13 protein-coding genes are annotated in these 13,688 nt (G+C 34.9%); all 13 read left to right on the top strand.

Annotation, left to right across the window (positions count from 1 at the left end; all coding sequences use genetic code 11):
- The 13 genes from neuB to H5089_RS09715 all read left to right on the top strand — a co-directional run bounded on the left by neuB (position 1) and on the right by H5089_RS09715 (position 13,541).
- The gene (neuB, locus tag H5089_RS09775; protein ID WP_182694788.1) at positions 1-1,074 is read left to right on the top strand and encodes an N-acetylneuraminate synthase; all 1,074 of its coding nucleotides are present in this window, start codon (positions 1-3) and stop codon (positions 1,072-1,074) included.
- Positions 1,064-1,723 (top strand): NeuD/PglB/VioB family sugar acetyltransferase, encoded by a 660-nt coding sequence (locus H5089_RS09770; protein WP_182694787.1) that lies wholly within the window; start codon positions 1,064-1,066, stop codon positions 1,721-1,723. Before neuB ends, H5089_RS09770 begins: the two co-directional genes overlap by 11 nt.
- Positions 1,713-2,774: a nucleotidyltransferase family protein gene (locus H5089_RS09765; RefSeq protein WP_182712116.1), complete on the top strand. Its 1,062-nt coding sequence runs from the start codon at positions 1,713-1,715 to the stop codon at positions 2,772-2,774. The genes H5089_RS09770 and H5089_RS09765 overlap by 11 nt, the downstream gene beginning before the upstream one ends.
- The gene (locus H5089_RS09760) at positions 2,767-3,471 is read left to right on the top strand and encodes a cytidylyltransferase domain-containing protein (protein WP_182712115.1); all 705 of its coding nucleotides are present in this window, start codon (positions 2,767-2,769) and stop codon (positions 3,469-3,471) included. Before H5089_RS09765 ends, H5089_RS09760 begins: the two co-directional genes overlap by 8 nt.
- 102 nt (positions 3,472-3,573) lie before the next feature.
- On the top strand, positions 3,574-4,845 hold the full coding sequence (locus tag H5089_RS09755; RefSeq protein ID WP_182712114.1) for a lipopolysaccharide biosynthesis protein: 1,272 nt from the start codon (positions 3,574-3,576) through the stop codon (positions 4,843-4,845).
- Between the two features lie 28 nt (positions 4,846-4,873).
- A complete protein-coding gene (locus tag H5089_RS09750; protein WP_182694783.1) occupies positions 4,874-5,857 on the top strand; it encodes a glycosyltransferase family 52 in 984 nt (327 codons plus the stop codon).
- 16 nt (positions 5,858-5,873) lie between these two features.
- Positions 5,874-6,914, top strand: coding sequence for a hypothetical protein (locus H5089_RS09745; RefSeq protein ID WP_182712113.1), 1,041 nt, complete (start codon positions 5,874-5,876; stop codon positions 6,912-6,914).
- Position 6,915: 1 nt separating this feature from the next.
- Positions 6,916-7,755, top strand: a complete 840-nt coding sequence (locus H5089_RS09740) for a hypothetical protein (RefSeq protein WP_182712112.1) — start codon at positions 6,916-6,918, stop codon at positions 7,753-7,755.
- A gap of 25 nt (positions 7,756-7,780) precedes the next feature.
- On the top strand, positions 7,781-9,007 hold the full coding sequence (locus tag H5089_RS09735; RefSeq protein ID WP_182712111.1) for a glycosyltransferase family 4 protein: 1,227 nt from the start codon (positions 7,781-7,783) through the stop codon (positions 9,005-9,007).
- Positions 9,000-9,599: a sugar transferase gene (locus H5089_RS09730; protein ID WP_310735805.1), complete on the top strand. Its 600-nt coding sequence runs from the start codon at positions 9,000-9,002 to the stop codon at positions 9,597-9,599. Before H5089_RS09735 ends, H5089_RS09730 begins: the two co-directional genes overlap by 8 nt.
- Complete coding sequence (locus H5089_RS09725) at positions 9,592-10,233, top strand: acetyltransferase (RefSeq protein WP_182712109.1); 642 nt, start codon at positions 9,592-9,594, stop codon at positions 10,231-10,233. Before H5089_RS09730 ends, H5089_RS09725 begins: the two co-directional genes overlap by 8 nt.
- A 24-nt stretch (positions 10,234-10,257) precedes the next feature.
- Positions 10,258-11,436, top strand: a complete 1,179-nt coding sequence (locus tag H5089_RS09720) for a DegT/DnrJ/EryC1/StrS aminotransferase family protein (RefSeq protein WP_024596605.1) — start codon at positions 10,258-10,260, stop codon at positions 11,434-11,436.
- 170 nt (positions 11,437-11,606) lie between these two features.
- On the top strand, positions 11,607-13,541 hold the full coding sequence (locus tag H5089_RS09715) for a nucleoside-diphosphate sugar epimerase/dehydratase (RefSeq protein WP_182712108.1): 1,935 nt from the start codon (positions 11,607-11,609) through the stop codon (positions 13,539-13,541).
- Positions 13,542-13,688: the final 147 nt, after the last annotated feature.

Here is a 13,688-nt window from a genome sequence, read left to right as displayed (position 1 = left end):
ATGACATTAATTATTGCTGAAGCGGGTGTTAATCATAATGGCAGTGACGATTTAGCGTTTTCTCTTGTTGATGCAGCGCATCAAGCTGGGGCTGATATAGTCAAATTTCAGACTTTTAAAGCTAAAAATTTGGTTACTGAAGATGCACAACAGGCTGAGTATCAGATCACGAATAGTGGCCAAAAAGAGTCTCAGTACTCAATGCTAAAGCGATTAGAATTAAGCTACGAAACGCATCATAAGTTAGTTAAATATTGTAATGATTTAGGCATTGAGTTTTTATCTACAGCATTTGATTCAGAGAGCCTATCGTTTTTAGTTGATGATTTAGGAATAACACGTTTAAAGTTACCATCTGGTGAGATAACAAATGCGCCATTGGTACTTGAGCACGCAAGAACAGGTTGTGATCTAATTGTATCAACAGGTATGGCGACACTTTCTGAAATCGAGCAAGTATTATCGGTAATTGCTTTTGGTTATTTAAATCCCAAAGGTAACCCAACAGATGAAGCCTTACAAACAGCTTACTTTTCAGAACAAGGCAAGCAATTATTAAAAGACAAAGTAACGCTTTTACATTGCACAACTGAATACCCTGCTCCATTCAATGATATAAATTTAAATGCTATGAACACAATGAAAGGTGCATTTAAGTTAAAAGTAGGGTACTCAGATCATAGTGCCGGTATAGTGGTACCTATTGCGGCTGTCGCCAAAGGAGCTACTTTAATTGAAAAGCACTTTACTGTTGATAAAGCATTACCGGGCCCAGATCACAAAGCATCTCTTGATCCTATCGAATTAAAAGAAATGGTTGATAGCATTCGCATTGTGGAAAAAATACTAGGTGATGGAATTAAGGGCCCACGCCCTTCTGAAGTAAAAAATAAAGTAGTCGCTCGTAAAAGCTTAGTTGCAGCACAAACAATTAAACAAGGTGAGATTTTGTCTGAACAGCTTATCTCAGTAAAGCGGCCAGGGGATGGTATTGCCCCAATTAATTTTTGGAAACTATTAGGTACTCCAGCTACTAAAGATTATTTAGTTGGTCAATTACTCGATGAAAAATAAACCTCTTTTAATTATTGGTGGCGGAGGCCATGCTGCAGCATTAGCTGAAATTCTTATCAGACAAAAAAAGAAGATCGTTGGTGTAGTTGCTCCACAGATAACTGCAGGGCATATAATTTTCGAAAATATAGAACATTTTTTCAATGATGACGACATCCTTAAATTTAGTCCAAAAGATATATTATTAGTTAACGGTATTGGCTCAATGCCTTACAAGTCATTTAGAGAAACTGTTTATAATCGTTTTCGAAAACTAGGTTATGAGTTTGTAACAGTCATAGCCGATTCTGCTTTAGTATCCGATTATTCTATTTTAGAAAGCGGTGTGCAAATAATGAATAATAGTGTGGTTAATATTGGGAGCCGGATTGGTGAAAATAGCTTAATAAACACTTCAGTTTCTATAGACCACGATTGTAATATTGGTGAAAATTGCCATTTAGCTCCCGGCACTACTTTAAGTGGTCAGGTTATAATTGAAAAAAATGTGCACGTAGCTACGGGCGTTAATATCATTAATAATATCACTATAGGTCACAGTACTATAGTTGGAGTCGGGGCTAATATAACTAAATCAATCCCATCAAACTCCGTTGTGTATGGTGCGCGTTCAGTAATTAAAGGATTAGGTATAACAGATGACAGTTAACTGGCAAAAAGTAGTGATTGAATCTTCAGTTTCAATTAAAGAAGCGTTAAGAGTTATTGATAAAGAGGCCTTAAGGGTTGCTTTGGTCGTTGATAACAATAAATTAATTGGCATGGTAACTGATGGTGATGTTCGCAGGGGGATATTACAAGGCATAGAGCTTTCTGCACCAGTAAGCGAAATAATGAATACTAATCCAGTCAGCGCTAACGTTTCATTAAATAGTCATGATTTAAAAGCTCTAATGCAGTCGCGCAAGATATTATCACTACCCATAGTAAATGATGAGGGGCAGCTCGTCGGACTAAGAACATTACACGATACTCTTGTAATTGAAAAACGTGAAAACCCTGTTTTTATTATGGCAGGAGGCTTTGGTACTCGTTTAAAGCCATTAACAGATAACTGCCCCAAGCCCATGCTCAAAGTTGGTGATAAACCAATGCTTGAGACATTAATTAATAATTTTAAAAGTCATGGCTTTTACAAGTTCTATATTTCTACACATTATTTACCTGAAGTCATTGTTAACTATTTTGGTGATGGTAGCCAATTTGGCATTGAAATTGAGTACATATATGAAGAAACTCCTTTAGGGACAGGAGGTGCGCTTTCATTATTACCAGATACGTTACCTAAAGAGCCTCTAATTATGATAAATGGGGATATTTTGACTAATGTCGACTTTTCAAAAGTACTTGATTTTCACACAAAGAAAAATAGTGACGCAACTATGTGCGTACGCGACTATGAGATAAAAATTCCTTTTGGTGTTATTGAAGGTGAAGGTCATGAAATTACAGCAATGGTAGAGAAACCGACATATCGTTACTTTGTTAATGCAGGTATTTATGTGATTTCGCATAATATTATTAATTCACTTCCAAAGAATCAGCATTTAGATATGCCAAGCTTGTTTGAGATAAAGCAAAAAGAAGGCTTAAAAACTTTAAAGTTTCCGATACATGAATATTGGCTGGATATTGGCCGCCATGATGACTTTAAAAAAGCTCAAGTTGATATCTACACTTTGGGTATTAATAATGATTGATCAAAAAAAGATCTTAGCTATCATCCCTGCTCGAGGTGGAAGTAAAAGATTACCTCGAAAAAATATATTACCAATCGCAGGAAAACCATTAATTCAATGGACTATAGAGGCTAGCTTAGATTCTAAATATATAGATTCTACATTTGTCTCCACTGATTGCTCTGAAATTGCAGAGACGGCTAAAAGTTGTGGAGCGCAAGTACCTTACTTAAGGCCAGATATACTATCAAGTGATACAGCAACTAGTATGGATGTAGTGCTTGACGCAATAGATAATTATGAAAGAAGTGGACAGGTATTTGATTTTGTACTTTTACTTCAACCCACTTCGCCATTAAGAACAACAGGTGATATTGATGGTGCAATTGAAATGTTTCAGAGTAAATCAGCAGATGCTGTCGTCTCTGTTACTGAGTGTGAGCACTCCCCGTTGTGGTCTAACACACTCCCTTCAGATTTTAGCTTATCTAACTTTATTCCCGACTCAGTTTTAAAGCAACGAAGTCAGGATTTACCTAAGTACTACCGACTTAATGGAGCGATTTACCTCTTTAATGTAAAGCATGTTAAAGAAGGAATTAGTTATTTATCCCTTCCTCGTTCATTTGCTTATGCTATGGATAAGTCCCACTCAATCGATATTGATGATAATTTTGATTTTAGGGTAGCTGAAGCATTCTTGATGAACGCCAAGTAATCATCAAAATTTTATAAATTTGAATTACTTAATAGCAAAAAGGATCGTCATGAAAACCTTTAAAGCCGTATATCAGCTCTTTTTTAATGGTAAATAATATTAATGAGTACATTCTTCCGAAAGACCTCAATATATTTTATCGCGAATATAATTAATGCTGCCATACCATTTTTGTTACTACCTATATTAACTCGTTATTTATCGGTTGAAGAGTATGGTCAAATTGCAATGTTTCAATTATTAATAGCAGGCTTAGCGGGTATAATAGGTTTAAATACAGTTGGAGCAGCAGGCCGTAAATTTTATGATAAAGGTGTCAGCGAAAGTGAGCTAAGAGCCTACAATACATCCTGTCTCTGGGTTCTCTTTTTTTCAACTTTGTTTATTGTACTTCTAACTTTGATATTTGATGAGGAACTAGCATCTATTTTATCAATTTCTAGTGACTGGATTTATTTTGCAATAGTAGTATCTACAGGCTCTTTCATTATTCAGCTACGGTTAAATCAATGGCAAATCAGAGGTGAAGCTAAAAGATACGGAGCTTTACAAGTTGGTAATAGCTTACTTAATTTATGTGCCTCTTTAGCTTTTGTTGTACTGTATTCTATGGGTGCAAGTGGAAGAATTGATGCCTTAGTTACCACAAGTATAATTATTTCGATTGTAGCCCTATACTTTTTGGTTAAAAATAAACTATTAAGATTTAGTCTGCCGAACAAAAAAAATATTATTGAAGCTTTAAGCTTCGGAGTTCCCTTAGTACCGCATGTGTTTGGTGCTTTCTTGTTATCAAGTGCAGATCGTTATGTAATCAATGATAATTTAGGGCTAGCAGCTGCAGGAATATATTTACTAGCATTTCAATTAAGTAGTGCTTTAACAATCGTTTTTGACGCAATAAACAAATCTTATGTACCTTGGCTTTTTAAAAATCTGGCTAAAGAGGATGACACGATAAAGTTAAGTATTGTAAAGAACACATATAGTTACTTTGCTTTGCTTATTTTTGTTGCATTAGCTGGCTTTTTTATTGGTCCTTTAGTAGTTACGTTTGTTGCAGGGAAGCAGTTTGCAGATGCTTCCTATATTATCGGTTGGCTATTATTGGGGCAAGTTTTTGGAGGGATGTACCTCATGGTAACTAATTATATGTTTTACTCAAAACAAACAGCTAAATTATCTTTTGTAACAATTACTTGTGGATTAATAAATGTACTATTAATGTTCATACTTGTTAAAATGCATGGAATATTAGGAGCTGCTATCGCATTTTCTGTTTCTAAAGGGATACAGTTTTTTCTTACATGGGTATATGCATTTAAAGCAGTAAAAATGCCTTGGCTGTATTTTTATAACACTGAAAGTAAATAGTAGTTATTATCTTTTAATAAGAGTTTTTATGAAAAAAAAATATAAAGAAAAATCTAATGTTTGTGTAGTCAATAATGTCCATGGGTTACTCTTATACATTCTTCAATATCCAGCTAAACTTAATGATACTATTTATGTTATTGGCGATGAGCTAGATAAAATTATAAATTTAAGCATAAATACTAAAATTGTAATAAATACTCCCAAAAAATTGGATAGTAATATTGCAAAGATTATAAAGTATTTTAAGTATTATTATATTACTCAACCTATATTGAGAAATAAATTTAAAGGGATGCTTTTTTTCGGGCAAGATCATCATTTTTTTTCAAACGTAATGGATAAGCATGCGATTGTTATTGAAGATGGTGAAAGAACATATTTCGAGCATCCAGGTAAGGCGACTCGACTGCATAAACTATTATTCCCGATTCGCTTTGAGATCTTTCATGGGCGGGAGGTTTTTACCAAAAAAGTATTACTAACTAATGATAAAAATATCCCCGAGGCATTAAAAAATAAATATGAATATATAGATTTGAAGTCTAAGTGGAAACAACTTTCAGAAATAGAAAAGGAAATAATCTTTTCTATCTTTAAAGTTGATGAAGCTATTCTTTCTGATTATCGATTTTCCACTTCTATAATTTTTACACAACCCTTCTCTGAAGAGGGCTTTATGTCAGAACTTGAGAAGATAAATATGTATAAAAAATTATTAGAAAAATATAAAGTAAAAAATATAATTATTAAACCTCATCCAAGAGAAACGACGAAATATGACTTCGAAGGATTGAGCTTTTTTCAGCTACCATCGCATTTTCCTTCTCAGTTTTTATCCTTCTTTGATTTTCATTTTGAAAAAGCAATAACGGTTAACTCCACTGCTATATACGGTATATCGGCAAATGAAATTATCGTTGAAGGTGTATGTGAGCCAAAGCTTTTATCAAAGCTTTTGGGTAGTTTCACTTTAAGTGATCTTTCAAAAGACAATAAAGCTTCTAGGTAGTGGTGTTGATAACTATATGATCCAACGACTATTAAAAATTATTTCATTGTTTTCAAGCAGCCTTTATATTTTATTACTTTTTGCTTTCGCTTTGTCAGGAAATAAATACTTTTTAATTGCAGCTTCAGTGATTTGTATTGTTTATGTTTTTCTAATTCGCTGGCGATTTGAATATTTTGTTTTTATTGTGTTTTTTTCAGTCTCTATTTTAATCACGAGCTCGTTTTGGAATTATCTTTTTTACCAACCCCTATACTTCTTTTTTATCTCTTGTGTTGTAGGAATATTTATTTATCAAAATCCTCCATCTAAATTTTGGTGCGGGTTGGTTTTTATTTTAGTAGCATCATATTTTTCTTTTCATATATTGAGCTTTTCTGATCTAAACGAAGATGTTTTCTTTGGGAATAGTAGGAATTTTATTTCAATTTGGATGATTGTTGTTTCTATTTTTTGTTACGCATCTCCATTGAGCCGGAATGTAAAAATTATTATTTTTTCAGTTAGCTTTATAATTAGTAGTGTAACACTAGGACGAAGCGGCATAATTTCAACATTATTTATTTTATTAAGTTACATTTTTTTATCGGAAAGCAAAAGCAAGACTAAAGAATTTTTATTTATTATCTCAGTTATGCTAGTTTTTTTAGTTAGTTTTTTTGATGAAATTTATTTTTTAATTGAAACTATTGTCCAGCGGTTTGAAGGGGCTAGAGCTGTAGATCCTAGAGCTTTAGTACTTGATTGTTATATAGATAATATTGATTTATTTAGGTTTTCTTTTGGGGTGAATGCATTTGATGGTGAATACTGTGGAACGTTAGCTATAGGTGAGTACGCACCACATAACTCATTAATTTCCTTGTATGCTAATTTAGGCGTCATGTCGATTATATATTTAATTATAGCCTTAATTATGCGCGCCCCTTTGGAACTTAAATGCATATTTTTTGGCCTTCTGCTGAGGGCGTCTACAGATTCTGTTTTATTTTTCACATATTTTGATTTTATTTATATTTATCTTTTATTAAAAATTTATCACGCAAAGAGGTATTAGCTTGAGAATAAAAAAATTAATATTGTCATTAACTAAAAATATATATTATTTTTTAGTTAATCGTTTATCGAATGTAGTTAGAAGACAGCCTGATAACAACTCCAAATTCTTAGTGTCTCTTACTACATATAATAGAAGAATAAATCGAGTTTATTTAACCATCGAAAGTTTATTTAATCAAGATGAGCCTGCTTCTAAAGTTGTTCTTTTTTTATGCGAAGAGGACATCCCAACTAAGGGAATGCCAAGGAGCTTAATTCGTTTAGAAGCGCGTGGACTTGAGATAAAAGTTGTAGAAAAAAATATTCGCTCATATAAAAAACTATCTTGTATCAATATGATTGAAGATTACGAGGATTATAATTTTGTAGTAACAGTTGACGATGATATTTTCTACCCTAAAAACTTCTTATCTGGCTTCTCAAATAATATTAAAGAGAGGAATGATGAGGTTTTATGTTACCGAGGCAAGACTATATCGTTTGATTCAGATAATAAAATACTAGATTATTCAAAATGGCCATTGTCGAATAACCTGTCAGATTGGATATTACCCACAGGTGTTTCAGGTGTTTGCTATCCGATCAAAATATTAAATGAACATTTTTTTGATCAAGAAGCTTTTCTGACTTATTGCCCTACAGCCGACGATATCTGGTACAAGTTATGCTGTTTAGAGCAAGGAGTTGCATCAAGGTTAGTATCTGAAGAAAGCATTCATTTTGTTCCTGTATTTTATTTCAATGCAGACAGCCTTGAAAGTATTAATGTGGGTGATAATAAAAATACAATACAAATAGAAAAAGGTTTAAAATATTTTAATATACCTTTTGAACGTTAAAATGAAATTATAAATTGAGGTTTTTTTGAAAATATTATATCTACATCAATACTTTGCTACGCCTGAGTCAAATGCTGGAACACGATCTTATGAAATGGCCAAGCGACTAGTTAAAAGTGGTCATGATGTTACATTTATTACTAGCTCGGCTTATTTTTCAGAAAACTATAATCTAAACCATGGTTGGAACCTTATAGATATTGAAGGTATAAAACTACACGTTCTACATCTAGCATATTCAAATAAAGATAGTTTTTTTAAGCGAATTTTAAAATTTATTAGATTTTCAGTAAGCTCAACAGTTAAATCTTTTTCTATCAAAGCCGATGTGGTTTTTGCTACAAGTACACCCTTAACTATTGCAATACCCGGTGTGATTTACTCTAAGTGCAAAAAAAGGCCTCTAGTATTTGAGGTGCGTGATCTTTGGCCTGAATTGCCTGTGGCTGCTGGCGTGATAAAAAATAAATTAATAATAAAATTTGCAACATGGTTAGAAAAATATACCTATAAAAATTCAACTAGATTGATTGGTCTTTCACCAGGCATGTGTGATGGAATAATAAAGCATGGAATTTCACCTGACAAAGTAACCCTTGCTACAAATAGTTGTGATACGAGTTTGTTTGATGTTAGTGAAGATGTTGGCATCGATTATTTAAAATCTAAGTTAGGTTTTGTTAATGGTAGAAAACTTATTGTATATACGGGTACATTCGGTTTAATTAATAATGTGAGCTATATTGTGGGCTTGGCAAAAGCTGCGCAGAACTCAAATTCAAATTTATGTTTTGTTGCAATTGGAGACGGGATGGAAAAAGAGAAGATAATAAGCGAAGCAAGAGCGCTAGGTGTTTACAATAAAAACCTATACTTTCTTAACCCAGTACCAAAAACGGAAATAGTTCGTTTATTATCTGCCGCAGACTTATCTTTGTCATTATTCGGTCCAGTAAAAGAGATGTGGCATAATTCTGCAAATAAGCTGTTTGATGCACTAGCTTCAAAAACGCCCATCGCAATTAATTACGGTGGTTGGCAAAAAGACTTCATTAAAGAACACAAATGTGGCTTAGTTTTAGAGGCGGATGATTACAAGGCATCTAGTATGCTTATTAGTGACTTTCTTGACAGTAAATCTGATTACGAAGCAGCCGTGAATAGCTGTAAAACACTAGCTTATGAACATTTTTCTAGAGACATGATGGCTACAAGAGTCGAAAAAACGCTACAGGATGCTATTAATGATTAAGTATCTTTTTGACTTAACGGTTTCAATAATTGTATTTTTGATTTTACTTCCAGTAATACTTGTGGTTGCTATATTTATTCGTTTTAAATTGGGCTCACCTATTTTGTTTACGCAAGACCGCCCTGGCTTAAACGGTAAAGTGTTTAAAATGATGAAGTTTAGAAGCATGCTCGATGCTAAAGATAAGCACGGTAACCTGCTTCCAGATAACGAGAGAATGACTAAATTTGGTGCTTTTTTACGTTCTACCAGTTTAGACGAGCTACCAGGCTTGTTTAATGTTATTAAAGGCGACATGAGCTTAGTTGGGCCAAGGCCACTACTAGTGCAGTACTTACCGCTGTATAGCTCAGAACAAGCTAAACGCCATAATGTAAGACCTGGTATAACAGGTTGGGCACAAGTAAATGGTCGTAATGCAATTGGCTGGGATGAAAAGTTTAAGCTTGATGTATGGTATGTAGAAAATCAAAGCTTCCTCCTCGATATAAAAATATTACTGTTAACAGTAAAAAAAGTTTTTGTAAGAGAGGGCATCAGTGCTGATGGGCATGTAACTATTGAGCCTTTTAAAGGTTCTAATAATGACTAAGCCAGCTTTAAAAACGCTGGCTATTTTAGGATCTAGCGGCCACGGTAAAATAATAGCTGATATTGCGGAGCAGCTAGGCTTTAGTGTTAGCTTTTATGATGATGCTTATCCTAATAAAAAAAATATAGAGCATTGGTCTGTTGTAGGTACATTTTCAGATTTGCTGAATGTACCTAGTAACAACATGAATGTTGCTGTTGCTATAGGTCACAATAATACTCGAGAAGAAAAAATAAAAACGTTAGCCAAAAATGGCTACACACTTCCTATCCTAATACACCCAAGTGCAATTATAAGTAAATATGCTCAAATAGATTCTGGATCTGTTATAGCTGCCAACGCTGTTATTAACGCTTTCGCAGTAATAGGCCGTGGCTGTATAATTAATACCTCAGCTATAATTGAGCATGATTGTAAAATAGGTGACTTTACCCATATTTGTCCTGGTACTTCGTTAGCTGGCGGAGTTTACGTCGGGCGTAGTAGTTGGGTAGGTATTGGAAGTAAAGTAAAACAACTTATTAATATTGGCGATAATACATTAATTGGTGCAGGTAGTTTGGTTGTTAAAGATATACCATCAGGTGTAATTGCTTATGGCTCTCCCTGCATTAAAGTTTCAGAAAATAGTTAAGCTTTTAAATCTTATAGGAATTTCATGTTAAATACCCCATTCTCTCCATGGCCTAGCTTTACACAAGAAGAAGCCGATGCAGTTAGCCGTGTTATTTTATCTAATAAAGTAAATTATTGGACGGGTACTGAAGGCCGTGAATTTGAAAAAGAATTTGCAAGCTGGGCTGACAGCAAATACGCAATAGCGTTAGGTAATGGCACATTAGCACTTGATCTTGCACTCAAGGCATTAAACATCGGCGCTGGTGATGAAGTAATAACTACACCACGCACCTTTTTAGCATCTGCTTCAAGTATTGTTACATCAGGAGCAGCACCTGTATTTGCAGATGTCGATCTGAATAGCCAAGCTATTACCGCCGAATCTATAAAAGCAGTACTTACATCAAAAACTAAAGCAGTTATTGTTGTTCATTTAGCAGGTATGCCAGCGGAAATGGATGAAATAATGGCGCTCAGCAAAGAACATGGTTTTTATGTAATTGAAGACTGTGCACAAGCGCATGGTGCTAAATATAAAGGTCGTTCTGTTGGAAGCATTGGTCACATAGGTGCATGGAGTTTCTGCCAAGATAAAATAATGACCACAGGTGGCGAGGGCGGCATGGTAACGACTAACTCAAAAGAGTTATGGTCAAGCATGTGGAGCTATAAAGACCACGGGAAAAGCTTTGATGCTATTTATAATAGAGAGCATCCACCAGGTTTTAGATGGCTACATGAGAGCTTTGGCACTAATTGGCGTATGACCGAAATGCAAGCTACTATAGGTCGTATTCAGCTAAAGCGTATGGCTGATTGGACCGCAAAACGCCAAGCATATAGTACATTGCTCGATAGTGCAGCAGAGAATTTCGAGTGTATAAGATTAGTTAATGTACCAGAACATATCGAACATGCTCAATATAAGCACTATATGTTTATAAAACCAGAATGTTTGGCTCATGATTGGGATCGCGACCGTATAGTAAACGAAATTACGGAACGTGGTGTACCGTGTCTCCAAGGTAGTTGTGCAGAGGTTTATCTTGAAAAAGCATTTGATGATACCCCTTGGAGACCTAAAAAACGTTTACCTAATGCAGTACTATTAGGAGAAACGTCAATTATGTTTTTGGTCCATCCAACTTTGACTGAAAGCGAAATAGGTAAAACAGCTCAAATAATCAACGAAGTGCTTGTTTTAGCTTCTTTAAAATAAAAACATATACCTAACGATAACGTTTACTAACAAAAAATAACCAAATACATAAAGACTATATAAATATTTACATATAGTCTTTATTTATTAAGTGCAATAGTTGTTCATCTTGTAGTAAAATTGTAATCAATAGAATAGTAGTCTTACTGCTAGCTTCAGGGAAATGTATTGTGTCTTTAAAATTTTTAGTTAATTTACCTCGTCCTCAAAAAAGAATTATTTCTCTCCTCATCGATAGCGTATTTATAATTGTTGCTTTTTGGCTGGCTTTTTTATTAAGGCTAGACAGCACCGTCGTTTTAAAAAATACACATACTTGGATTTTATTATCAGCATTATTGCCGCTTAGCTTATTAAGCTTTGTAAAGCTTGGGCTCTACAGAGCTGTGCTGCGCTATATGAACACACAGGCTATGTGGGCCATTATTGCCGGTGTTGTACTTTCGACTGTTTATTTAACTATTTTATCTTTTTTTCTTAGTGCGCCAGTACCACGCACCGTTCCTTTTATTTATGCCAGCTTTTGTATTTTATTTGTTGGTGGTGCAAGGCTAACCGTGCGAGCTGTAGTTGGCCAAATAACTATGCGCCGCAAAGAAGGCGTAATTATTTATGGAGCAGGTTCTGCTGGCCGCCAATTAGCAACTGCCTTAGCAAATGGCCCTGAATACTCACCAGTCGCATTTATAGACGACGACCCTAAAAAGCATTTATCGTTAATTCAAGGTATTTGTGTGCATGCACCGTCGCAAATTGCTGAAATTGCAAAGCAAAAGTGTGCAAATAAAATATTATTGGCACTACCAAGTACATCTCGCAGTCGTCGAAAAGAAGTGCTTAATGCAATAGAAAAATTTAAATTACAAGTTATGACTATACCCGGTATGGCAGATATTGTTGCAGGAACAACTAATCTTGACGAAGTAAAAGATGTTGAAATTGACGACCTGCTAGGCCGTGACTCAGTGCAACCTCGTCAAGATTTAATGTCGGCAAATATAGCCAATAAAGTTGTAATGGTTACAGGTGCTGGCGGTTCTATAGGCTCTGAGCTTTGTAGGCAAATAGTAAAAAATAGTCCGGCTAAATTAGTGCTATTTGAGCTTTCTGAGTTCGCGCTTTACGCAATTGAAAAAGAGTTATCAGAGTTTTGTGCCAAAAATGACTTAAATATTGAAATACTGCCAATACTGGGCTCTATTCAAAATAAAAAATTAGTTGAGTCAACATTTTCTACTTTTAGTGTTCAAACTGTTTACCATGCCGCAGCGTATAAGCATGTACCCTTAGTTGAACACAATGTTGTAGAAGGCGTACGTAATAATGTTTACGGCACCTATAACTTAGCAACTGCGGCCATATATACAAAGGTAGAAACTTTCGTTCTTATATCAACAGATAAAGCAGTACGCCCAACAAATATAATGGGTACTACTAAGCGCATGGCTGAATTAGTATTGCAAGGGCTATCTGAAATCCAAGACACAACACGTTTTACCATGGTTCGATTTGGTAATGTTTTAGGATCGTCAGGATCTGTTGTCCCCTTGTTTAGAAAGCAAATTAAAGCGGGTGGTCCAATAACACTAACCCACCAAGACATAACCCGTTACTTTATGACAATTCCAGAAGCAGCTCAGCTAGTTATTCAAGCCGGCGCAATGGGTGTGGGAAGTGACGTATTTGTACTCGATATGGGAGAGCCTGTTAAAATTAAAGATTTAGCTATTAAAATGGTTCACTTGTCAGGGCTTGAAGTTAAACACGCAAAACGACCAAATGGCGATATAGAAATACAATGCACAGGTTTACGCCCGGGTGAAAAGCTTTTTGAAGAGCTCCTTATAGGAGACAACGTTATTGGCACCGACCATCCAAGAATCCTAAGTGCACAAGAAATTAAAATGCCATGGAGTGAACTGTCTCCATTTTTAGATAAGCTTAAATTAGCCTGTGACGAAACCGATCACCAAGAAATACGTAGATTACTTTTAACCGCACCTACTGCTTTTTCACCAACTGACGGTATTTGTGATTTAAACTGGAAACAAAAATTTAATAATCAAACGAATGTTACAGTTTTACCAAACGTAAGTGGCTCCTAAAGCGAATAGATTTCAATAGTTTGATGTTTTTAGGGAATGAAATGCCTACGTGGATTACCCCTCGGTGTATGGTGAGCATGTAGGCGCCTTGCTTGCTGGCGCATTACAAAGCGCAGCTTTTACGTATTTATTAACTTGCGTGAGCAA

The organism is Pseudoalteromonas sp. SR45-1, assembly GCF_014163655.1.
In the GTDB taxonomy this organism is placed as follows: domain Bacteria; phylum Pseudomonadota; class Gammaproteobacteria; order Enterobacterales; family Alteromonadaceae; genus Pseudoalteromonas; species Pseudoalteromonas distincta.
Note: the sequence above shows the minus strand (reverse complement) of the source record. Positions and strands in the feature narration are given on the sequence as shown.

Coding starts and splice junctions, on each gene's coding strand:
- neuB (WP_182694788.1), top strand. CDS start 1: ATGACATTAATTATTGCTGAAGCGGGTGTTAATCATAATGGCAGTGAC.
- H5089_RS09770 (WP_182694787.1), top strand. CDS start 1,064: ATGAAAAATAAACCTCTTTTAATTATTGGTGGCGGAGGCCATGCTGCA.
- H5089_RS09765 (WP_182712116.1), top strand. CDS start 1,713: ATGACAGTTAACTGGCAAAAAGTAGTGATTGAATCTTCAGTTTCAATT.
- H5089_RS09760 (WP_182712115.1), top strand. CDS start 2,767: ATGATTGATCAAAAAAAGATCTTAGCTATCATCCCTGCTCGAGGTGGA.
- H5089_RS09755 (WP_182712114.1), top strand. CDS start 3,574: ATGAGTACATTCTTCCGAAAGACCTCAATATATTTTATCGCGAATATA.
- H5089_RS09750 (WP_182694783.1), top strand. CDS start 4,874: ATGAAAAAAAAATATAAAGAAAAATCTAATGTTTGTGTAGTCAATAAT.
- H5089_RS09745 (WP_182712113.1), top strand. CDS start 5,874: ATGATCCAACGACTATTAAAAATTATTTCATTGTTTTCAAGCAGCCTT.
- H5089_RS09730 (WP_310735805.1), top strand. CDS start 9,000: ATGATTAAGTATCTTTTTGACTTAACGGTTTCAATAATTGTATTTTTG.
- H5089_RS09725 (WP_182712109.1), top strand. CDS start 9,592: ATGACTAAGCCAGCTTTAAAAACGCTGGCTATTTTAGGATCTAGCGGC.
- H5089_RS09720 (WP_024596605.1), top strand. CDS start 10,258: ATGTTAAATACCCCATTCTCTCCATGGCCTAGCTTTACACAAGAAGAA.